Source organism: Streptomyces sp. NPDC093591, from assembly GCF_044764885.1.
In the GTDB taxonomy this organism is placed as follows: Bacteria; Actinomycetota; Actinomycetes; order Streptomycetales; family Streptomycetaceae; genus Streptomyces.
This window is the reverse complement of sequence record NZ_JBIWIY010000005.1, coordinates 257,520-278,681: the sequence shown is the minus strand read 5'-3', so window position 1 is coordinate 278,681 and position 21,162 is coordinate 257,520. Positions and strand designations below refer to the sequence as shown.

General features: G+C 70.4%; 15 protein-coding genes and 1 pseudogene. 5 read left to right on the top strand and 11 right to left on the bottom strand.

The genetic code is table 11. The features are described 5' to 3' along the window. Positions 1–70: 70 nt before the first annotated feature. A complete protein-coding gene (locus ACIREI_RS13530; protein WP_302000062.1) occupies positions 71–838 on the bottom strand; it encodes a response regulator transcription factor in 768 nt (255 codons plus the stop codon). A gap of 272 nt (positions 839–1,110) precedes the next feature. Between ACIREI_RS13530 and ACIREI_RS13525 the strand changes: the two genes are divergently transcribed. After that, positions 1,111–1,566: a GNAT family N-acetyltransferase gene (locus tag ACIREI_RS13525; RefSeq protein ID WP_403331602.1), complete on the top strand. Its 456-nt coding sequence runs from the start codon at positions 1,111–1,113 to the stop codon at positions 1,564–1,566. 66 nt (positions 1,567–1,632) lie between these two features. Continuing rightward, positions 1,633–2,547 (top strand): sulfotransferase family protein, encoded by a 915-nt coding sequence (locus ACIREI_RS13520; protein WP_403331599.1) that lies wholly within the window; start codon positions 1,633–1,635, stop codon positions 2,545–2,547. A 72-nt stretch (positions 2,548–2,619) separates the two neighbouring features. On the opposite strand, the gene galK is transcribed toward ACIREI_RS13520, so the two are convergent. The 3 genes from galK to galT all read right to left on the bottom strand — a co-directional run bounded on the left by galK (position 2,620) and on the right by galT (position 5,932). Next, positions 2,620–3,783 (bottom strand): galactokinase, encoded by a 1,164-nt coding sequence (galK, locus tag ACIREI_RS13515; RefSeq protein ID WP_403331596.1) that lies wholly within the window; start codon positions 3,781–3,783, stop codon positions 2,620–2,622. Positions 3,784–3,911: 128 nt separating this feature from the next. Continuing rightward, complete coding sequence (galE, locus tag ACIREI_RS13510) at positions 3,912–4,874, bottom strand: UDP-glucose 4-epimerase GalE (protein ID WP_403331593.1); 963 nt, start codon at positions 4,872–4,874, stop codon at positions 3,912–3,914. Beyond that, entirely contained in the window at positions 4,871–5,932 is a 1,062-nt protein-coding gene (galT, locus tag ACIREI_RS13505; RefSeq protein WP_403331590.1) for a galactose-1-phosphate uridylyltransferase, read from the bottom strand. Before galT ends, galE begins: the two co-directional genes overlap by 4 nt. A gap of 177 nt (positions 5,933–6,109) precedes the next feature. Here galT and ACIREI_RS13500 point away from each other — a divergent pair, with 177 nt between their 5' ends. Both ACIREI_RS13500 and ACIREI_RS13495 read left to right on the top strand, forming a co-directional pair. Further along, positions 6,110–7,801: a sodium:solute symporter family protein gene (locus tag ACIREI_RS13500; RefSeq protein WP_403331587.1), complete on the top strand. Its 1,692-nt coding sequence runs from the start codon at positions 6,110–6,112 to the stop codon at positions 7,799–7,801. 20 nt (positions 7,802–7,821) lie between these two features. Further along, positions 7,822–8,166 carry a hypothetical protein gene (locus ACIREI_RS13495; RefSeq protein WP_403331584.1) on the top strand — a complete coding sequence of 115 codons (345 nt, stop codon included), beginning with the start codon at positions 7,822–7,824 and terminating at the stop codon, positions 8,164–8,166. Positions 8,167–8,758: 592 nt separating this feature from the next. On the opposite strand, the gene ACIREI_RS13490 is transcribed toward ACIREI_RS13495, so the two are convergent. The 4 genes from ACIREI_RS13490 to ACIREI_RS13475 form a co-directional block, all read right to left on the bottom strand. Continuing rightward, the gene (locus ACIREI_RS13490; RefSeq protein WP_403331581.1) at positions 8,759–9,445 is read right to left on the bottom strand and encodes a LuxR C-terminal-related transcriptional regulator; all 687 of its coding nucleotides are present in this window, start codon (positions 9,443–9,445) and stop codon (positions 8,759–8,761) included. 327 nt (positions 9,446–9,772) lie between these two features. Further along, positions 9,773–11,602 carry a PQQ-binding-like beta-propeller repeat protein gene (locus tag ACIREI_RS13485; RefSeq protein WP_403331578.1) on the bottom strand — a complete coding sequence of 610 codons (1,830 nt, stop codon included), beginning with the start codon at positions 11,600–11,602 and terminating at the stop codon, positions 9,773–9,775. A gap of 74 nt (positions 11,603–11,676) precedes the next feature. After that, the gene (locus ACIREI_RS13480; protein ID WP_403331575.1) at positions 11,677–13,482 is read right to left on the bottom strand and encodes a PQQ-binding-like beta-propeller repeat protein; all 1,806 of its coding nucleotides are present in this window, start codon (positions 13,480–13,482) and stop codon (positions 11,677–11,679) included. A gap of 353 nt (positions 13,483–13,835) precedes the next feature. Next, on the bottom strand, positions 13,836–15,644 hold the full coding sequence (locus ACIREI_RS13475; RefSeq protein WP_403331572.1) for an ABC-F family ATP-binding cassette domain-containing protein: 1,809 nt from the start codon (positions 15,642–15,644) through the stop codon (positions 13,836–13,838). 223 nt (positions 15,645–15,867) lie between these two features. Between ACIREI_RS13475 and ACIREI_RS13470 the strand changes: the two are divergent. Next, positions 15,868–16,646 (top strand): annotated as a pseudogene (locus ACIREI_RS13470) (S8 family serine peptidase); the annotation flags it as partial. Positions 16,647–16,757: 111 nt separating this feature from the next. Here the strand turns inward: ACIREI_RS13470 and ACIREI_RS13465 are convergent. The 3 genes from ACIREI_RS13465 to ACIREI_RS13455 form a co-directional block, all read right to left on the bottom strand. Next, positions 16,758–17,879, bottom strand: coding sequence for a peptidoglycan recognition family protein (locus tag ACIREI_RS13465; protein ID WP_403331569.1), 1,122 nt, complete (start codon positions 17,877–17,879; stop codon positions 16,758–16,760). 194 nt (positions 17,880–18,073) lie between these two features. Next, complete coding sequence (locus tag ACIREI_RS13460) at positions 18,074–20,083, bottom strand: nitrate- and nitrite sensing domain-containing protein (protein ID WP_403331566.1); 2,010 nt, start codon at positions 20,081–20,083, stop codon at positions 18,074–18,076. A gap of 106 nt (positions 20,084–20,189) precedes the next feature. Further along, the gene (locus ACIREI_RS13455; RefSeq protein ID WP_403331563.1) at positions 20,190–20,969 is read right to left on the bottom strand and encodes an MHYT domain-containing protein; all 780 of its coding nucleotides are present in this window, start codon (positions 20,967–20,969) and stop codon (positions 20,190–20,192) included. Positions 20,970–21,162 lie beyond the last annotated feature (193 nt).

Genomic DNA, 21,162 nt, shown 5'->3' with positions numbered 1-21,162 from the left:
CCGCGCGGCAGCGCGCCGCCTCGCGGACGAGCACCACGACCGCACCGACCAGGCCGCCCTCACCCACCCACTACGCCAGCTGACCGCCCCGTTCGACCACATCCCCGGACAGGTCGACCGGCCCCACACCCGCCCTGCGCGCGAGCGCCACCGCGGCGAGGGTGGAGTGGACGCCCAGTTTGCCGAGGACGTTCTGCATATGGGTGCGGACGGTGTGCGGGGAGAGATACAGGCGCTCGGCGACGGCCTTGCGCCCCAGTCCCGCCACCATGCACCGGAGCACCTCCCGCTCGCGCGGGGTGAGGGACTCCACCAGCCGTTCGCTCTCGGTGCGGTGCTTGCGCGCGGCCGTCAACTCCCGCAGTACGCCCGTGAGCAGGGCGGGTGGCAGATGCGTCTCGTCGCGCAGGACACCGCGGATGACGGTGAGCAGCCGGGACAGCGAGCAGTCCTTGGCCACCCATCCGGAAGCCCCGGCCTGCAGGGCGAGCGCGGCCCGGCGCGGATCGTCCTTCTCGGCGAGGACGACGATCCGTACGGCCGGCTGGGCGGTGCGGACACCGGCGACGAGCGAGATGCCGTCGACGAGCCCGTCCTCGCCCACCTCCTGGACGGGCACGGCGGGCCGTATCCCCGCCACGTTGCCACCCAGGTCGGCGTCGACGAGCAGGACATCGAACCGGCGCCCCTCGGCGGCCGCGCGCTCCAGGCTGCGCAGCGCGGCCGGGCCGCTGCCGGCGGCGGAGACGTCGACGTCGGGCTCGGCGGCCAGAGCGGCGGCGAGCGACTCGGCGAAGATGCGGTGGTCGTCGACGACCAGCACTCGGATGCGAACCACGAAACCCCCTTCCCCAAGCTCTCGAAGAGCAGGGGATACCCCATCGTCATGAGGACGACACCGGGAGACGAACACGGTCGCGGGTACGACGCCCGAAGCATGAGGGGCCGCACGGCCGCCGCCGTGCAGAAACTGCTACCCCCACTTCGGGCGTCGAACCCGACTTGTCTCGCCCCCTGATCAGCACCGGCCCCCACCGGTGCCGTTCATCAGAGTACGGGCGGGGGGCAGGAGCGGAAGGTAATTTGCAGAACTGGCAGTCCGGCGCGTTTATGGTGAGCCGCATGTTTCGTCTGGAGACAGAAGTCGACAAATCACGGCAGCATCTGCTCCGCCGGCGGCTGCGGGAGACCAACACCGCCCTCTCCCCGATCCTGCGCGCCCTGCGCGGAACCCCAGGTGAACGCGAACTTCCGCTCCACGTCTGGGCATTGGACGACCATGGCGCCCTGGCCGGCGGGCTCGTCGGCCACACCTGGACCACCTGGCTCCATGTCACCTACCTCTGGGTCGACGAACGCCACCGCGGGACGGGTCTCGGTTCGCATCTGCTCGCACGCGCGGAGCGCATGGCCCGCTCCGAACGGGGCTGCACCGCCGTACGCGTGGAGACGTGGGACTTCCAGGCGCCGGAGTTCTACCAGAAGCAGGGGTACGACGTGGTGTGCGTGATCCCGGACTATCCGCCGGGGATCACGGAGTACACGCTCACCAAACGGCTGGGGTGAGCCGCGGCGGCATCCGAGAGGCCGGGGCTCAGCCTCCTCTCAGGCACGCCCCCTAACCTCCGCGCCATGAGCATGCTGCGGAAGCTGAACTCGAAGATCGGCGCGAGGACCGGATACCAGGTACGCCGGGTGCCGGCTGCGCCCCCGGCGCCGGGCAACCTCAACGCCGTACCCGCACCGCGCGGTCCGCGTCCGGAGCGGCCCGCCATCGGAGGCGGCGCCGGGGCCGTGCGGGGGCCGGTGGATCCGGCCGTGGACCGGCTGCTGGAGCGGCCGGTTCTCATCCTGACGTCGGTGCGGTCCGGGTCGACGCTGCTGCGCATGATGCTGGGCGCGCACTCCCGGCTGCACGCCGCGCACGAGCTGCATCTGACCGGCCTGGAGGTGTACTTCAAGTCCCACAGCCCCACCGAGAAGTCCCTGCGGGCGCTCGGGCTCGGGTACGAGGAGCTCGAAGGACTGCTCTGGGACCGCACGCTGCACCGGGAACTGGTGAAGTCCGGCAAGTCGTTCATCGTGGAGAAGACCCCGGGCAACGCCTTCGCCTGGCGGCGCATCGCCGAGACCTGGCCCGACGCCCGGTTCCTGTACCTGCGCCGGCATCCGGCCGCGGTGGCACGGTCGTGGCACGAGGCGGTCCCCGACCGCACCCGTGCGGAGGCGGCCGCGCGGGTTTTGCAGTACATGGAGGCCATGGAGGACGCGTACGCCGAGCTCGGCGGGCACGTCCTGCGCTACGAGGACCTCACCGCCGACCCCGCCGCCCGGCTCCGCGACATCTGCGCCTTCCTGGAGCTGGAGTACGAGCCCGGCATGCTCGACTACGGCAGCAGCCTGGAGGGCGCCGTGCTGGGCGGAGGCTTCGGTGACTGGAACGACAAGATCCGGTCGGGGCGGGTGCAGCCGGACCGTCCCGCGCCGACGCAGGACGAGATCGACGATGTGCTGCGGCCGATGTGCCGGGCTTGGGGCTATCTGTAGAGGGCTGGCTCTGGAAAGGCGTACGGGGCTGAAGGCACCGCCCTCAGCCCCGTACCGCCGCAACTTGCGGGTTCAGCTCACCCGCCGCGCCCCCGCGGCCGGCACCGCCTCGAACACTCGCGGTGCCGTGAACCCGGCCGAGGCGAAGGCCTCTTCGACGGCCTTGGTGACGGTCTCGACGTCGGCCGCATCGGCCAGCACGATCGCGGAGCCGCCGAAGCCGCCGCCGGTCATGCGGGCGCCCAGCGCGCCGGCCGCGTTGGCCGCCTCGACGACCAGGTCCAGCTCGGGGCAGGAGACCTGGAAGTCGTCCCGCAGGGAGGCATGGCCCTCGGTCAGGACCGGGCCGATCGCCCGCGTCTCGCCGGACTCCAGCAGGAAGACGACCCGCTCGACGCGCTGGTCCTCGGTGATGACATGGCGCACCAGGCGGCGCACCTCCTCGTCGTCGCCGAGCCGTGCGAGCGCCGCGTCCAGGTCGTCGTAGGCGACATCCCTGAGCGCGTCCACGCCCAGCAGCGCCGCGCCCTTCTCGCAGCCCGCGCGCCGCTTGCCGTACTCGCCCTCGCTGTGGGAGTGCTTGACCTGGGTGTCGACGACCAGCAGGCGCATGCCCTCGGCGGCCAGGTCGAAGGGGATCTGCTTCTGGGAGAGGTCCCGGGTGTCGAGGAACAGGGCGTGGCCCGTCTCGCAGCACGCGGACGCCGTCTGGTCCATGATCCCGACCGGGGCGCCGACGTAGACGTTCTCCGCGCGCTGGCACAGGCGGGCCAGCTGCCAGCCCTTCTGGCCGAGGTCGTAGAGGTCGTTGAGGGCGAGCGCGACCACGACCTCCAGGGCCGCCGACGACGACAGGCCCGCGCCCGCCGGGACCGTCGAGGCCAGGTGGATGTCGGCGCCGGTCACGGCGTGGCCGGCCTCGCGCAGCGCCCAGACCACACCCGAGGGGTAGGCCGTCCAGGCCTTGTCCGACTCGGGCGCCAGGTCGTCGACGCGCAGTTCGACGACGTCGCCCTCGACGTCCGCCGAGTGCAGGCGCAGGACGCCGTCGTCACGCCGTGAGACCGCCGCGACCGCGGTGTGGGGGAGCGCGAACGGCATGACGAAGCCGTCGTTGTAGTCGGTGTGCTCGCCGATCAGGTTGACCCGGCCCGGCGCGGCCCACACCCCTTCCGGCTCGGCCCCGTACAGCTCCCTGAACCGCTCGGCGACCGCGGCTGCCGTCTCGACGCTCATCCCTGACCCTGACCTTCCCTGCTGAACCGGCCGAAGCGGCCGGTGAGTTGACCGGCCGAACAGCCGTGGTACTTACGGCCGTTCATGCCGACCGTAGAATTTACGGCCGTCCGTCCCGGCCATGAAACTTAACTCTCGCGGCGCTGCGCGAACTCCCACGCGTCCGCCACGATCCCCGCGAGGTCCGCGCGGGACGGGTTCCAGCCGAGCCGCTCGCGGGCGGTGTCGGCGGAGGCGACCAGGACCGCCGGGTCGCCGCCCCGGCGCGGGGCCACGACCTCGGGGATCGGGTGCCCGGTGACCTGGCGGACGGTCTCGATGACCTCCCGGACGGAGAAGCCGTTGCCGTTGCCGAGGTTGCAGATGAGGTGCTCGCCCGGCTGGGCGGCCTTGACCGCCAGCAGGTGGGCCTCGGCCAGGTCGGCGACGTGGATGTAGTCGCGGATGCAGGTGCCGTCCGGCGTCGGGTAGTCGTCGCCGAAGACGTTGATCGCGTCGCGCCTGCCCTGGGCGACCTGGAGGACGAGCGGGATGAGGTGGGACTCGGGGTCGTGGCGCTCGCCGCAGTCGCCGTAGGCGCCGGCGACGTTGAAGTAGCGCAGGGACACGGCACCGAGGCCGTGGGCCGCCGCCTCGCCGGTGATCATGTGGTCGACGGCGAGCTTGGAGGCGCCGTACGGGTTGGTCGGCCGGGTCGGCGCCGACTCGACGATCGGCACCTCCTTCGGCTCACCGTAGGTGGCCGCGGTCGACGAGAACACGAGCTTGCGCACGCCCGCCTCGCGCATGGCGCCGAGCAGTGCCATGGTGCCGGCGACGTTGTTGTCCCAGTACTTCTCCGGCTTCACCACCGACTCGCCGACCTGCGAGAACGCGGCGAAGTGCAGCACCGCGTCGAAGGAGGAGTCCAGCCACTTGGCGGCGTCGCGGATGTCGCCCTCGACGAACGACGCCCCGGCCGGCACGCCCTCGCGGAAGCCGGTCGAGAGGTTGTCCAGGACGACGACCTCGTCACCCGCCTCCAGCAGATGCTGGGCGACCACGCTGCCCACGTAGCCGGCGCCACCGGTGACCAGGTACTTCCCACTCATGAACTCGCTACCTCTCGCAGTCGCTCGGCCGCGGCCTCCGGCCGGATGTCGTTGATGAACACGTTCATGCCGGACTCGGAACCCGCGAGGAACTTCAGCTTGCCGGAAGTGCGGCGGATGGTGAAAAGCTCGAGGTGAAGCGCGAAGTCCTCACGGACGACGCCCTCGAAGTCCTCCAGCTGACCGAACGGCGCCTGATGCCAGGCGGCGATGTACGGCGTGGGAGGCTCACTCTCACCGAAGATCCGGTCGAAGCGCCTCAAGAGTTCCAGATACACCTTGGGGAACTCTGTGCGCGCGTCCTCGTCCAGGGCGAGCAGATCGGGCACCCGGCGCTTGGGGTACAGGTGGACCTCGTACGGCCAGTGCGCGGCGTAGGGCACGAAGGCCACCCAGTGTTCACTCTCCAGGACGACCCGCTCGTCGGCGAGTTCACGCTCCAGGACGGCGTCGAAGAGGTTCTCCCCGCCGGTGGCGTCCTTGTGGGCGGCGAGGGAGCGCAGCATCAGGGCGGTGCGCGGGGTGGTGAAGGGGTAGGCGTAGATCTGCCCGTGCGGATGCCCCAGGGTCACCCCGATCTCGGCGCCGCGGTTCTCGAAGCAGAACACCTGCTCCACGGAGGGCAGCGATGACAGCTCGGAGGTCCGGTCGGTCCACGCGTCGAGCACGAGCCGCGCCTGCTCCTCGGTCAGGTCGGCGAAGGACGCGTTGTGGTCGGAGGTGAAGCAGACGACCTCGCAGCGTCCGGAGTCGCCGGCGAGCGAGGGGAATCGGTTCTCGAACACGACGGCGTCGTACGAGGAGTCCGGGATCTCGCTCAGCCGGTCGCCCTCCGAGGGGCACAGCGGGCACTCGTCGGCCGGGGGGTGATACGTCCGCCCCTGCCGGTGCGAGGCGATCGCGACCGCGTCACCGAGCAGCACGTCGTGACGGACCTCGGACGTCGTGACAGTGCGGTCCAGGGGACGGCGGTCGACCGCGTCCCGCACGGTGTCGTCGCGCAGGTCGTAGTAGATGAGCTCACGACCGTCGGCCAGCTGGGTCGAGGTCTTCTTCACGCCGGACTCCCTATTAGGGCCACTCAACCACTCAACAGAACTAAACACATCGAAACACAACTCACCACCAGCGTCAACATCACAATCAAACAAAGAGCATCACCATACGTGTTCAATTACTGAACACAGGGGCGTAGGTTCCGCTCTGCATCGGTTCGCACAACGAAGCGAGTACATATGCAAACCCCCACAGAATCCCCCACCTACCTCGCCGCTGAGCTACGGCTCCCCACGAACTGGCTCGACTACCTGATCCTCGGCATCTACTTCGTCGTCGTGCTGGGCATCGGCTTCGCCGCCCGCCGCTCGGTGAAGACCAGCCTCGACTTCTTCCTCTCGGGCCGCTCACTGCCCGCCTGGGTCACCGGACTCGCCTTCATCTCCGCCAACCTGGCCGCCACCGAGATCCTCGGCATGGCCGCCAACAGCGCGCAGTACGGCGCCTACACCGTGCACTGGTACTGGATCGGCGCCATCCCGGCCATGGTCTTCCTGGGCCTGGTGATGATGCCCTTCTACTACGGCAGCAAGGTCCGCTCGGTCCCGGAGTTCCTCCTCCTCCGCTTCGACAAGTGGGCGCACCTGCTCAGTTCGGTCCTGTTCGCGTTCGCGGCGATCCTGATCGCCGGCGTGAACCTGTACGCCCTGGCGATCGTGGTCGAGGCCCTGCTGGGCTGGCCGCAGTGGGTGGCCATCGTCGTCGCCGGGTTCTTCGTCCTCGCGTACATCACCCTCGGCGGCCTGTCGTCGGCGATCTACAACGAGGTCCTGCAGTTCTTCGTGATCCTGGCCGCGCTGATCCCGATCACCGTGCTGGCGCTGAAGAAGGTGGGCGGCTGGGACGGCCTGACGGACTCGCTGACCCGGACCCACGGCGACGACTTCGTCACGGCGTGGGGCGGGACGGGCATCGGTGAGGCGAACCCGCTGGGCGCGAACTGGCTGACGATCGTGCTGGGCCTCGGCTTCGTGCTCTCCTTCGGCTACTGGACGACGAACTTCGCCGAGGTCCAGCGAGCCCTCTCCGCGAAGAACCTCTCGGCTGCCCAGCGCACCCCGCTGATCGCGGCCTTCCCGAAGATCTTCATCGTGTTCCTGGTGATGATCCCGGGCCTGGCGGCGGCCGTACTGGTACCGAAGATCGGCACCGCCGGATCGGACCTGCAGTACAACGACGCGATCCCGTACCTGATGGAACAACTCCTCCCCAACGGCGTCCTGGGCATCGCGGTGACGGGCCTGCTCGCTGCCTTCATGGCGGGCATGGCGGCGAACGTGTCGTCCTTCAACACCGTGTTCACCACGGACATCTGGGCGAAGTACGTGGTGACGGACCGCGAGGACGCCTACTACGTCCGCTTCGGCCGCCTGATCACGGCGATCGGCGTCCTGGCGTCGATCGGCACGGCGTTCCTGGCCTCGTCCTTCTCCAACATCATGAGCTACCTCCAGACGCTCTTCTCCTTCTTCAACGTCCCGATGTTCGTGGTCTTCATCGTCGGGATGTTCTGGAAGCGGGCGTCGATGAAGTCGGGCTTCTGGGGCCTGCTGGCCGGCACGACGGCGGCGATGATCAACTACTTCGTCTTCTACAAGCAGGACGTCATCTCCATCCCCTCCGACCAGGGCGCCAACTTCGTCTCCGCGATCGCGGGCTTCGTGGCCGGCGCGGTCGTCATGGTCGCCGTCTCCCTCTTCACCGCGCCCAAGCCGGCCGAGGAACTCCAGGGGCTGGTGTACGGCACCCGGTCTCCCGGCATGGCCGAGCCGGCGGCGCCGGGTGACGAGGCCTGGTACCGCAAGCCGGCGCTGCTGGGGTGGGGTGCGGTGGTGCTGGCCGCCGTCTGCTACATCCCGTTCTCCTTCTGACGATCGGAGGTCGACAGACCATGAGCGAGCACCCCGAGCACCCCGAGCGTCCCGGACGCGGGGCGTACTCCGAGAAGGACGTCCTGCGCGAAGTCACCGAACTGGAGGGGAAGTCCGCGACAGCGGCCCGCCTCTTCGACATCCGGCGCATCATCGGCGGGCTCTTCGTGATCTACGGCGTCATCGTCACGATCGCGGGGCTCACCGACGACGACGCCGCGATCGACAAGGCCGAGGGCGTCAACATCAACCTCTGGACCGGGCTGGGCATGCTGCTTCTCGGCCTGTTCTTCCTGGCGTGGCTGAAGCTGAGGCCGATTGCTCCGCCGCCGGACGTGGTGGTGGAGGACGACTCCACGCAGTGACGCCCGGCGGGGGCGGGCCTCGCGTTCCTCGCCCCCGCCGCCCCTACCCGTCCCATCCCCAGGGGCTCCGCCCCTTCCACCCCGCCAGGGGGCTGCCGCCCCCTGAACCCCCGCTTCGGCCCTGAACGGGCCTCGTCCTCAAACGCCGGACGGGCTGGTATGCCTAGGGGTGAAGCCCTGTGGCCTCGTTCTCGAACGCCGGACGGGCTGGGATGCCTGGGCCGGCGTTGAGAGTGACCGTGGGGAGTGACAGCCCCTGCGGGTGGGTGGGGGCTAGGGACGGCGCAAGCCCGTCCTCATACGCCGGACGGGCTGAGATGCCTGGGCCGGCGTCGAGAGGCCAAGCCACCGCGGGGGTGGGCCGGCGTTTGAGGCGGTGCACCCCCGCGGAGCCGCAGTCGCCCACGGCGGGAAGGGGACGCGTCGGGGGGTGTCCGCCCGCAGAGGCCGGTGTCAACGAACGGCACCTCCAGCGCAAGGTCCAGCACCGGACCGAGGACGGACACCCCCCGGCGCGGCCCCGACCCACAACGCGCCCCAAGGCGCTACGCGCACCCCCACCGAACACCAACAGGCCGCCGCAGGCACCCGGTCAGGGCCCAGCCCCCGCCCCACCCTGCCCCGCCCGGTCCAGCAACCCCGTCCGGGCCGCCAACGCCGCCGCCTCCAGACGCGACCCCACGCCGAGCTTCATCAGAACCCGCTGCACATGGGTGCGAGCCGTGGAAGGCGCGATACCCATACCCGCCGCGATCAGCCGCGTGTCCTCGCCGTCGGCGACACGCACCAGGACCTCGACCTCCCGCGGAGTGAGCATCTGCAGCAACCGCTGCCCCTCGTCGTCCGGTTGAGCCACCGGATTGAGCAACTCGCTGAACGCGCCCTGCAGAAGCTGCGGCGCCACCGCCGCCTCCCCCGCCCGCGCCTTCATGATCGCCCGCTCGACGCCCTCGATGCGCTCGTCATGCCGTACGTAACCCGACGCGCCCGCCGCGAACGCCGCCGCTATCCCGCGCGGACTCGGCACCGGCCCCAGCACCAGCACCGCCACCTGCGGACGCTCCCGCTTGATCCTCACCACCGGGTCGAACATGCCGGGCTCCGCCGGCGTCGCCGTACCGAGCAGGCACACCTCCGGCGCCCGCGTGATCACCAGCTCCGCCGCCCCCGCGGCCGGAGCCGCCGCGGCCAGCACCCGGTGCCCCCGCAGTTTCAGTGCCGAGGCCAACGCCTCGGCGAGCAATCGGTGGTCGTCGACCACCATGAGCCGCACTCCCATCGAGCAACCCCCCAGTCCCCCCAATGGATCCCCATCAACGCCCAGCCCAGGACCGGCTGCGCCAGTCCGGATGACTCACTATGGATGCCCACTGGTCCGCGCGGACAGAAGCCCCCTCCCGGCTCCCCCGCCCTTCATGCCCCCGGAAGCTACACGCTTGTTCGACATCGCGCTCCCCCTACCGGTGAGAAGTGCCCCGGATCGACGGAATTTCTGGCTTTCCCCGCATTCGAGGGTGATGAGCGGTACGCGCACGGCCCCGCCCCTGAACAGGGACGGGGCCGTCATCACGCCCGACACCGATCGTCCGCCGACCGGTCGCTTTCGTCAGCCGGTCGTACCGAACGCGATCACATGCGACTTGCTCGTGTCCGAAGTCGTCAACTCACTCGCGTACATCGCCGACATGTACAGATGCCCCTGCGCGTAGATGATCTCGGAGTAATCCGGAGACATCCGGGTCTCCGCATCGCGCACCGTCTGCGCGGCCGGGTTCTCCAGCAGCTTCGTCTCCTTGAAGCTGCCGCCGTCGATGCTGACGATCTGCCCGCCCTTGTCGTACGGCGGACGCTTGTACGCGATCACGTTGCCGCCGTCCATGCGCAACGGCGTGATGTTGTACCCGTCGCCCGCGTCCGCTCGCTGCCCGGTCTGCTTGCCGGTGGCCAGGTCGAACGCGACGATCTCGTTGGTCCGGCCGCGCTCGCCGCCGCCGGCGTGCTCCTCGGTCTGCGCATAGAGCCGGTCGTTGCCCACCACGACGCCGGTACAGGACTCGATCTTGGTGACGCCGGGGCAGCGGGCCGCGTACTGACCGCCGGGCAGGGAGATGCGGTTGCGCAGCTTGCCGGTCTTGTTGTCGATGGCGAAGGCGTCCGTGATGCCGATGGAGTCCTGGGACTCGCCGAGTTCGGCGCCCACCACGAGCGGCTCGGTGGAGATCACGCTGGCGTACTCGACGCCCTCGGGCATCTCGTATTCGGAGATCACCTTCCCGGACTTCGGGTCGATGGTCTGGATGTGCAGCTGGGGCTGGGTGTAGGAGCCGCACTTGCGGACCGCGACCAGTTTCGCGCCGCCCGCGTACCCGAGGTCGTAGCAGCCGTCATTGGCCTTGGGGACCCACAGCGGCTTGCCGGTCCGCAGGTCGAACGCGGCGCCGCCCCTGATGCCGCCGGCGGCGACCGTGCCGCCGCTGACGGTGACGTTGTCGAACAGGATCGAGTCGCCGTCGACCTCGGCGGTCTTCGTCCACAGCTTCTTGCCGGCTTCGAGGTCGATCGCCGCGACCTGGGTGCAGCCGTGCGAGGGCTTCGCCTTGGTCGGCATCGCGGGCTCGAAGGCGATGGCCGTCAGATTGTCCTCGGTGACGTGCTCGGTCGCCAGGCAGACCGGTCCCGGCAGCGGGATCGTCCACAGCTTGGTGCCCTTGTCGGGGTCGTAGCCGACGATCTGGGCGACGCCACTCTTGACGTACGCCTTGTCGGTCAGCCACGAGCCGGACACGGTGATGCTGGTCTTGTCGCCGACATCCGGCGGCGGGACCCGGAAGAGGACGTCGGAGTTGGGGTCGGAGGGCACCTTCTCGGTGCCGTCGGGGAAGTCGCCGCCGCCCGCGCCGTTCTCCCCGCCGCCGGTGCCGCCGCTGGAGCTGCCGGTGTCGTCGGTGCCGCCCTTGTCACCGGAGTTGGCGTACCAGACACCACCGCCGATGATCAGCGCGATCACCACGACGGCCGCCGCCACGATGACGGCCACCTGGGCGTTGAGCTTCGAGCCACCGCCGGGCACGGCGGCCTGCGGGTACTGCGGCGTGGCCGCCTGCTGATAGCCGTAGCCGGGCTGCTGCGGTTGCCCGTACTGGTTCTGCTGCTGGCCGTCGTACGGGTTCGGCGGCTGGCCGTACGGGTTCTGCGGCTGACCGTACGGGGCGGGCTGCTGGCCCGGGTGGCCGTACCCGGCCGGAGGGGTCTGCGGGGCTTGCTGGGGCGGCTGGGGTGCCTGGGGATAGCCGTACGCGGGCTGGGGCGGCTGCTGCGGCGCCGACGGCGTCTGAGGTGCCTGCCCGGGCGGTTGCGGAGGCTGCTGCGGCGGCTGCGGCGCGCCGAACCCTCCCCCCGGCGGGGGTTGGTGGGGCGGTGGAGGCGGCTGGGTCATGGCGTGGGTACCTCAGGGGAGGGGGACGGCGGACGCGGTGGGGGCGGTGGGGAAGGGGAGAGCGGGCGCACGCCTCACTTGCCGTAGACGAGCATCAGCTTCTCCTTCGCCTGGTCGTTGCCGCTCAGCCGGGTGCTGGAGAGGAACAGGCGCCCGTCGGCCCAGTCGAGGTCCTTCGAGAAGAAGCCGCCCTCGACGCGCGCGGCGCCCGCCGGGTTCTGCAGCAGCTTGGTCGGCTTGGGGTTGCTGCCGCTGACCGGGATGGACACGACCTGGCCGCCCGCGTCGTACGACGGCTCGACGTAGGCGATGAGCTTGCCGTCCTCGACCTTGATCGGCAGCATCGACTCGTCCGCCGGGGACTTGACGCGCCACTTCTGCTTGCCGTTGGCGAGGTTGATCGCGACGATCTCGTTGGCGCCGGTCGTCGCCTTGGTCGGCATGTAGAGCGTGTCGGCGTCGGCGGCCACGCCGGAGCAACCCTGGAGGTCACGCTGGAGGATGGCCCAGCCGCACTGGGCGCCGATCTCCAGGGAGACGCCGACCTGCGAGCGGCGCTTGCCGTCGGAGGTGAACGTGGAGATGTTCCACTGCTTCTTGTCCTCGTTGGTGCTGTAGACGACCAGCGGGTCGAGGGAGAAGAAACGCGAGACCTTCCAGCCCTTCTCGAGCGGCAGGGTCCACTTGGCCTTGCCGGTCGCCGGGTCGAGCTGCTGCACCTCGTCGTGCTCGTTGGTGCCGGTGGCGTCACAGCTCGCCACGGCGAACAGCTTCTCGCCGCCCGCGAACGCGTCCGGGAAGCACTTGTCGCCGAACCGCGTCTTGTCCCACAGCTTTTCGCCGCTGTCGATGTCGTACGCCGTGCCGGACTGCGAGCGGCCCACCATCAGCGTCTTGCCGGTGATGGTCAGTTCGACGTCGAGGGTGCTGTCGAACAGTCCGCCCTTGGCGACCGAGGCCGTCCAGCCCTTGGCGCCGGTGCCGAGGTCGATCTGCTGGAGCTGGTTGCACTTGGCTCCGTCGCTGCTGCCGCCCATGTACGCCACGACGATCTTGTCGTCGGCCGACTTCTGCGGGGTGACCGCGCAGATCTTCTGCGGGAAGGTGATCGGGTCCCAAGCGGCCTCGCCGTCACCGAGGTTGTAGGCGAAGACCTGCTTGTACGCCGCCTTCACCGCGGCCTTGTCGGTGATCCACATGCCGGGGGCGTCGGCGCCGGAGGCGGGCGCGTCGGGCGCCTGCGTGTACCAGAGCACCTTCGACTCGCCGGACTGGCGGCCCGCGTTGAGGTTCTCCGGGTCGGCGCCGCCGCCGCTGTCGCTGCCGGAGTCACCGGTCGGGGAACCGGAGCCCTTCGGGTCGCCGGTCGGCTGGGCGACGGGCGTCTTCGGGTCGTCGTCGCTGCCCCGGGTCACCGCGAACACGGTGCCGCCGAGGACGAGCAGCACCGCGGCCACGGCACCGATGATGAGGGCGGGCTTGCCCTTGAAGGAGTTGCCCGAGCCGGGCGGCGGGGTCCCGGGGCCGCCCGGGTACTGCTGCTGGGGAGGGAAGCCGTAACCCGGGGCGGGCTGCTGGCCGTACGGGCCGGGTGCGGGCTGCTGCGGGTAGCCGTACGGGCCCGGCTGCTGCGGCGGTTGGCCGTAGGCGTCCGGCTGCGCGGGCTGACCGGGCGGCTGCTGCGGGTAGCCGTAGCCGGGCTGGGGTGCGCCGGGCGGCGGGCCCTGTGGGGGCGGGGGCGTCTGAGGCGGACCCTGCGGCGGAGGCGGAGGCTGCGGAGCATCCTGCTGCGGGGGCTGCGGTGCCCCGAAGCCGCCCTGGCGTGGGTCCTGTGGTGCGCCGAAACCGCCCTGCGGCGGCTGGTTGGGCGGCTGGCTCATGCGCGGTTCCCCCTTGTGACCGGTGTGGTGCCACGTCCTGTGCCGTCGCGTTTCCGCCACACCAGCGTTTCTCAGACTGTCTTCAGACGGCTCTTTCTATCACCCGCCACCGACAGCCCACCGAGCCGTCTCAGCCCCTGTTCCCAAGGGAGAACCGCCCCGTGATGTCCCCGTTATCCGCCTACACGCCCCCTTCACGCGAGGCGGTTCTGCGGCGCCCCGAAGGGGCGCGGGGCTGTGTCGATGTGCGGCTACCGCCGCGTGGGCGCGACCAGCCCCAACGAAGCCGCACCCGCCACCGCCACCTCACGCCCCACGGCGAAACCGCGAACCCGCCCAACCCGGCGGAGCGCCTACGCGTCGTCGGCGAGTTCCAGCCAGCGCATCTCCAGTTCATCCCGCTGGCCGGCCAAGTCCCGTAGTTCGGCGTCGAGTTCGGCGACCTTGGCGAAGTCGGTGGCGTTCTCGGCGATCTGGGCGTGCAGCTTGGTCTCCCGCTCGGAGAGCTTGTCGAGCTGCCGCTCGATCTTCTGCAACTCCTTCTTGGCGGCGCGCTGGTCGGCGGCGCTCCTCTCCGGCACGGCCTTCTCGGCGGCCGGGGCGGAAGCCGTGGCGGCGACCTGCGCCTCCATGCGGTGGCGCCGCTCCAGGTACTCGTCGATGCCGCGCGGCAGCATCCGCAGGGTGTGGTCGCCGAGCAGGGCGAACACCCGGTCCGTGGTCCGCTCGACGAAGAACCGGTCGTGGGAGATGACGATCATCGAGCCGGGCCAGCCGTCGAGGACGTCCTCGAGCTGGGTGAGGGTCTCGATGTCGAGGTCGTTGGTGGGCTCGTCGAGGAAGAGGACGTTGGGCTCGTCCATCAGGAGCCGGAGGAGCTGGAGCCTGCGCCGCTCACCACCCGACAGGTCCCCGACCGGCGTCCACTGCTTCTCCTTGCTGAAGCCGAACGTCTCGCACAGCTGCCCGGCGGTCATCTCGCGCCCCTTGCCGAGGTCCACGCGCTCGCGTACCTGCTGAACGGCTTCCAGCACCCGCACGTTGGGGTCGAGCTCGGCGACTTCCTGGGACAGGTAGGCGAGCTTGACGGTCTTTCCGACGGCCACCCGCCCGCCGGCCGGCTGTGTCTCGCCGTCCGTCCGCGCCGCCTCGGCCATGGCGCGCAGGAGGGAGGTCTTGCCCGCGCCGTTGACGCCGACGAGGCCGATGCGGTCGCCGGGACCGAGCTGCCACGTCACATGCTTGAGCAGCACCTTGGGGCCGGCCTGGATGGTCACGTCCTCCAGGTCGAAGACGGTCTTCCCGAGCCGGGACGAGGCGAACTTCATCAGTTCGCTGCTGTCCCGGGGCGGCGGTACGTCCTTGATGAGCTCGTTGGCCGCCTCGACCCGAAAGCGCGGCTTGGAGGTGCGCGCGGGGGCGCCGCGCCGCAGCCAGGCCAGCTCCTTGCGGACCAGGTTCTGCCGCTTGACCTCCTCGGTCGCGGCGATGCGCTCGCGCTCGGCGCGGGCGAAGACGTAGTCGGAGTAGCCGCCCTCGTACTCGTAGACCGAACCGCGCTGCACGTCCCACATGCGTGTGCAGACCTGGTCGAGGAACCACCGGTCGTGGGTGACGCACACGAGCCCCGAGCGCCGCTCGCGCAGGTGCTGGGCGAGCCAGGCGATGCCCTCGACGTCGAGGTGGTTGGTGGGCTCGTCGAGGACGATCAGGTCCTGCTCCTCGATGAGCAGCTTGGCGAGCGCGATCCGCCGCCGCTCGCCGCCCGAGAGGGGGCCGATGACGGTGTCGAGGCCCTGCGGGAAGCCGGGCAGGTCGAGACCGCCGAAGAGGCCGGTGAGTACGTCCCTGACCTTGGCGTTCCCGGCCCACTCGTGGTCGGCCATGTCCCGGATGACCTCGTGCCGGACGGTCGCTTCGGGGTCGAGCGAGTCGTGCTGGGTGAGCACGCCGAGGCGCAGCCCGCCGGAGTGCGTGACCCGGCCGGTGTCGGCCTCCTCCAGCTTGGCCAGCATCCGGATCAGGGTCGTCTTGCCGTCGCCGTTGCGACCCACGACACCGATGCGATCGCCCTCGGAGACGCCGAGCGAGACACCGTCGAGCAGGGCACGGGTGCCGTACACCTTGCTGACGTTCTCGACATTGACCAGATTGACGGCCATTTCTCTCCTGCCCAGGGGGATCGATCGACCCTCCAGGGTAGTCCGGCGCACCGACACCTCCTCGATCCGCGTCGGTACCCACCCCCTCGCCCGTGCTTACTCGCGCGTAGGGATCCCCCTGATTGACGTGACCTCATCAAAAACGTCACCGTAAGCGCACATGACAGGCCACCCCCCACGGCCCAGTGTCCGCGCACGTCTCCCGAGAAGGGGTCCCCTCCCCATGTCGTCCGTGCAGCACTCCCCCACGCCCCGCCGCAGACGCGTCGCCCTCGCCGGGCTCGTCTCGGCCGCCGCCCTGTTCGCGGTGGCCGCCGCGACCACCGCTCCCGCCTCCGCGGCCCCCGCCGAAGGTGTCATCCAGGGCGCCGACGCACCCGGCGCCATCAAGGGCAGCTACATCGTCACCCTCAAGGACAACGCCGGCTTCCGGGCCGCCTCCGCCAAGGGCAAGGCGCTCGCCACGCGCTACGGGGCCGAGGTCGAGCGCACGTACAAGAAGGCCCTCAACGGCTACGCGACCGAGATGAGCGAGACCGAGGCCAAGCGGCTCGCCGCCGACCCGGCCGTCGAGCGGGTCGTGCAGAACAAGACGGTCCACATCAACGCCACCCAGACCGGCCCGACCTGGGGCCTGGACCGCATCGACCAGGCGGACCTGCCGCTGGACTCGTCGTACACCTACCCGGACAGCGCGGGATCCGGTGTGACGGCGTACATCATCGACACCGGCGTGCGCATCACGCACAGCGAGTTCGGCGGCCGGGCCTCCTACGGCTACGACGCGGTCGACGGCGACTCCACCGCGCAGGACGGCAACGGCCACGGCACACACGTGGCCGGCACCGTCGCGGATCCACGTACGGCGTCGCCAAGAACGCGGACATCGTCGCCGTGCGCGTCCTGGACGACGACGGCTCCGGTACGACCGACGGCGTGGTCGCGGGCATCGACTGGGTGACCGAGAACGCGCAGTTCCCGGCCGTCGCCAACATGTCGCTGATACATCAACAGCTGGAAGCTGACCTTCTGAGACCCACCTGAGACACGGGAGTCCGAGACGACCGTGCGCCCCGGGGACCCGATCCCCGGGGCGCGTCACCGTGCCCGGTGTCAGCGGCGGGCGGCCGCCTCGCGGACCTCGGCGAGGAGGCCGTACATGATGTTGCCGGGGCACTCGGTGGAGAAGTAGTCGCGGTGGCCGCCGACCACGTTCGTGTCCTTCTTCGTGCCGTTGACCGGATTGACGTAGGTCACCTGCGCCTGCGGGTCCAGGCCCTTGAAACGGGAGATCACCTTGATCAGCCGGATCAGGGAGGCCTTGGCCGCCTCGGTGGGGCCCTGCTCCTGGAGGGTGCCGATCAGGGCGATGCCGAGGGCGCCGGAGTTGTAGCCCACGGAGTGGAAGCCGGTGACGAGGTCGCCGTCCTGGTTGAAGGCGGGGATGCCGTCGTCGCCGGAGTAGCGGCCCTCGTAGACGTTGCCGTCTTCGTCGATGAGGAAGTGGTAGCCGATGTCGCCCCAGTCGTTGGTGATCGCGTGGTACTCGTAGATCGCGCGCACCGTCGCGGCCGGGTCGGGATCGTTGTTCGGCGTCGCGGTGTGGTGGACCGTGATGATCTGGAGCGGGTAGTACGTCTCGGGCGAGTTGACCGAGCCGTCCGGCTTGAACCGCTTGGACTCGTCGGCGCCCCAGGCCGGGCGCGAGAGATAGCGCACGCCACGCACGCGTGTGGGCTCGCTCGGCACCTTGACGGTGCGGTCGGGGCCGTCGGTGGTGTCGATCGCCAGCGAGTGGACGCCGTCGATGTCGCTCGGTGCCTGCACCGAGTACGCCGTGGCGTTGTCGGCGGCGACCAGGGCCGTACCGCCGTTCTCGACGGTCGCGCAGCCGCTCGCGAGGGTCTGCCAGGCGCCGTCCGCGAGCCGGATGGCCGCGCCTTCCTTCGCGCCGGACCAGCGCACACCGACGTAGGAGGCGGCGAAGGCGGTGGTGGCCTCGCCGGTGCCGGTGGCGGCCTCGGTCCGGGTGGCGGGGAACTTCTCCGGCGTCGTACCGGAATCGCCGGTGCCGGACGCGGAGTTGTCCGTCTCGCCGGAGTCGGTGGACGCGAACACCATCGGCGTGATCGCGGCACCCGCGGCCACCGCGCCGCCGGCGGCAATCATGCCGCGGCGGGACAGGGAGCGCTTTCTACGGTGGGACGGCTGGGCGGGGGTGGGGGATTCGGACACGGAAGTGTCCCCTTCCAGAAGTGCACTTGACAGGGGGTGCGCCAGGCACGCCGAGGGCGGCCCGGGCGGCCTGGCCTGACGCCAGGCGCTTGAAACGTCAAGGGACCCTAACCGCCCCACCCGCCCCACGCGTACTCCGATCGCAGTACATTCGTGTGAAGATCGGGCGAAGACCCCTACTTGTGAGTACGGCGTTACGCTCCGGCGCTGTCCGTCCGCTGGTGCTGGTGCTGGTGCTGGATCAACGCAGCCGCCGGGGCGAGACCCCGCCCCTGGACCGCGGGTTCGCCCACCGGCATGTCGTCGCGCAGCAGGTTCTCGGGGACGAGGACGGCCGCCGTGACACCGCCGTTCGGCGAGGCGCGCAGCTCGACGCGCAGGCCCTGCCGCTCGCGCAGCCGGTTCACCACGAACAGGCCGATCTGCTTGGCGTCGAGGAGGTCGACCTTCTCGGACTGGAGCTTGCGGTTGGCGTCGGCGAGGGCGTCCTCGTTCATGCCGAAGCCGCTGTCCTCGATCTCGATGAGGAGCCCTTCGCGCATCCGGGCGGCGCGCAGCTGCACCTTGGTGCTCGGCGGGGAGAACGCGGTGGCGTTCTCGACCAGTTCGGCGAGGAGATGGATGACGTCGGCGACCGAGCCGCCCACCAGCGACACCTTCGGCACCGCCCAGATCTGCACGCGCTGCGCGTTCTCGATCTCGGCGACGGCCGCGCGCAGCACGTCCGCCAGCGGAATCGGGTCCCGCCAGCCACGCCCCGGCGCGATGCCGGACAGGATCAGCAGGCTCTCGGAGTGCCGGCGCATCCGTGTCGCCAGGTAGTCGACGCGGTACAGGTCCTGCAGCTCCGCCGGATCCCGCTGCCGCTGCTCCATCCCTGCCAGGAGGTCCAGCTGACGGTGCAGCAGCACCTGGCTGCGGCGCGCCAGACTGACGTACACCCCGGAGATCCCGCTCAGCAGCTCGGCGCGCTCGCTCGCGGCCTTCAGCGCCGCCCGCTGCACCGCCGTGAGCGCGGTGCCGACCTGGGCCAGTTCGTCGCCGACCAGTCGCCGCATGGGTGCCTCGGCGTCGATGTCGACGCCCTGCCCGGCGTGCAGTTTGCGCATGGCCTGGGGCAGGCGCCGGCCGGCCACCTCCAGGGCGTCGTTGCGCAGGTCGAGGAGCTCGACGATGAGGCCGCGTCCGACGAGCACGGAGACCAGCAGCGACAGCAGTACGCCCACCAGGCCGAGCACCACCGCCACGCCCGAGGCGCCGAGGGTGTCCCAGCCGAACGGGTCGGCCTGCGCGGCGGCCCCCGTTCCGGCCGCCGTCTCGGCCTCGGTCAGGTCCTTCAGCACCCCGGAGACCGCGGTGTCCCAGCCCGCGAGCGAACCGGCCGTCACGGCCGCCGCCCCGGCCCCGGTGTCCCGCACCCGGTTCTCGACGGTCCGCACGCGCGCGTACCCGTCGCCGCCCAGGACCTCCTCGTACGCCGCCCGGTGTGCGGCCTTCAGGTCGGCGACGGCGGGTTCCAGCAGGTCGCGCTGAAGAGCGACGGCGCCCACGAACAGCGTGTACTGCTCCTTGCCCAGCGCCCCGCGCGCGTCGGCGGCGCTCAGCAGCGCCTGCTCGCGCGCCAGCGCCTCCCGCGCGCGGGCGAGTTCGAGCACCACGCGCGCCTCGGACGCGGCGTCGGTGCCCTGGTCGCCGGTGAGGGCGCCGGTGACGGCGAAGGCGTGCTCGATGATCGCCGAGTACGCGGTGTACGCGGCCGAGGGTGCCCCCGCCTTCTTCGCGGTCGCCTCGGCGCGGGGCTTCGCCAGCCCCTCGGCGTCGGCCTCCAGGCGTTCGATGCGCCCGGGCAGGCTCGCGTCGAGGAGGGCGGCGTCGGAGCTGGCGGCGTTGATGCCGTTGCGCAGGGCGGTGGCGGCCTTGTCGGTGGCCTTGCGGGCCTTGACGAAGGCGTCCGGGGTCGTCGTGTACCGCATCGCCGCGGTCCGTTCGGCCTGCACGGCGGTGACGAAGTCGCCGACCGGGGTGAGCAGTTCGGAGTTGACGTCCTTGGCGCGCTCGGTGTCGCCGATGCTGGAGGCGGTCGTCACGGCGGCGAAGCCCCACAGCGCCATGAGGGACACGATGGGCAGCATCAGCAGGGAGACGATCTTCGCGCGCACCGATCTGGGTCGCAGTCGGGCGGAGGTACGGCTGGGGACGCGCATGAGGGGACCTCGTTCGACCTGGGTCGGGAGAAGCTCGGGGGTATGGGGAGCCGTCAGGCCGTGGTGGGCCGTGAGGCCGTGGTGAGCCGTCAGGCTGCGGTGAACCTCAGGCCGTGGTGAGTTCGACCTCGCGCAGCAGCTGTGCCGCGGCGGCCGACTCGTGGCGCTTGCCGGTCGGGGACAGCGCGACGTAGGCGGCGGCGAGGAAGAGGAACGAGCCGAGCAGGACGGCCAGCGGGAAGATGAACTCCGTGGCGGTGGCGCCGGGCAGGGCCGCGCTGCTGGGCGCGAGGGAGATCTTCACGGCGTACATGGCGGTGTAGTGCATGCTGCTGACGGCGAGCCCCATGACGAGCGCGGCGGCGGTCGCCAGCACCGGTCCGCGCACGATGAGCGTGAGGGTCAGCGCGGCGGTCGCGGCGACGACGGCGATGACGACCGAGGCGATGACGAGCACCGGGTCGTAGTCGACGTCGCCGTGCAGGTTGAGCGCGGCCATGCCGGTGTAGTGCATGGCGGCGACGCCGAGCCCGGTGCCGAGGCCGCCGAGGAGGACCGACATCACGCGTGAGCGGCCGTATCCGGCGGTGAAGACGCCGGCCGCGACCACGGCGACGGCCATCAGCAGGCTCAGCACGGTGATCGGGACGTCGAAGCGGATCGGGGTGCCGTCGACGCTGAAGCCCATCATCGCGATGAAGTGCATGGTCCAGATGCCGGAGCCGATGGCGAGCGAGGCGAGCAGCAGCCAGTTCCGCTTGGAGGCGCCGTCCGCTTCAAGTGCCCTGACGGTGCAGCGCAGTCCGAGCGCCGAGCCGACGCAGGCCATCGCGTAGGACAGGACGGGGGTGACCCATCCCGCGCTGAAGTGGTCCATGTGCCCCATGGGAGCTCCTCAGGAGTACCACCGGTAACAGACGACCGGGGGTGGCTGATCATGCCAGCCCTTCCCATGGCGCACAGTGGCGCGAAATGGACCATGAGGGGTGATTGTCGAACAATCAACTACCGTGAACTAGGTAACACTTGACCTGCATATCTATGCAGATCCAGGGGTTGCATTGGCCCAGGTGGAGATG

What these genes read in the sequence shown, in the direction of transcription:
- ACIREI_RS13525 (WP_403331602.1), top strand. Translation starts at nt 1,111, where the DNA reads ATGGTGAGCCGCATGTTTCGTCTGGAGACAGAAGTCGACAAATCACGG.
- ACIREI_RS13520 (WP_403331599.1), top strand. Translation starts at nt 1,633, where the DNA reads ATGAGCATGCTGCGGAAGCTGAACTCGAAGATCGGCGCGAGGACCGGA.
- galK (WP_403331596.1), bottom strand. Translation starts at nt 3,783, where the DNA reads ATGAGCGTCGAGACGGCAGCCGCGGTCGCCGAGCGGTTCAGGGAGCTG.
- galE (WP_403331593.1), bottom strand. Translation starts at nt 4,874, where the DNA reads ATGAGTGGGAAGTACCTGGTCACCGGTGGCGCCGGCTACGTGGGCAGC.
- ACIREI_RS13500 (WP_403331587.1), top strand. Translation starts at nt 6,110, where the DNA reads ATGCAAACCCCCACAGAATCCCCCACCTACCTCGCCGCTGAGCTACGG.
- ACIREI_RS13495 (WP_403331584.1), top strand. Translation starts at nt 7,822, where the DNA reads ATGAGCGAGCACCCCGAGCACCCCGAGCGTCCCGGACGCGGGGCGTAC.
- ACIREI_RS13490 (WP_403331581.1), bottom strand. Translation starts at nt 9,445, where the DNA reads ATGGGAGTGCGGCTCATGGTGGTCGACGACCACCGATTGCTCGCCGAG.
- ACIREI_RS13485 (WP_403331578.1), bottom strand. Translation starts at nt 11,602, where the DNA reads ATGACCCAGCCGCCTCCACCGCCCCACCAACCCCCGCCGGGGGGAGGG.
- ACIREI_RS13480 (WP_403331575.1), bottom strand. Translation starts at nt 13,482, where the DNA reads ATGAGCCAGCCGCCCAACCAGCCGCCGCAGGGCGGTTTCGGCGCACCA.
- ACIREI_RS13475 (WP_403331572.1), bottom strand. Translation starts at nt 15,644, where the DNA reads ATGGCCGTCAATCTGGTCAATGTCGAGAACGTCAGCAAGGTGTACGGC.
- ACIREI_RS13460 (WP_403331566.1), bottom strand. Translation starts at nt 20,083, where the DNA reads ATGCGCGTCCCCAGCCGTACCTCCGCCCGACTGCGACCCAGATCGGTG.
- ACIREI_RS13455 (WP_403331563.1), bottom strand. Translation starts at nt 20,969, where the DNA reads ATGGGGCACATGGACCACTTCAGCGCGGGATGGGTCACCCCCGTCCTG.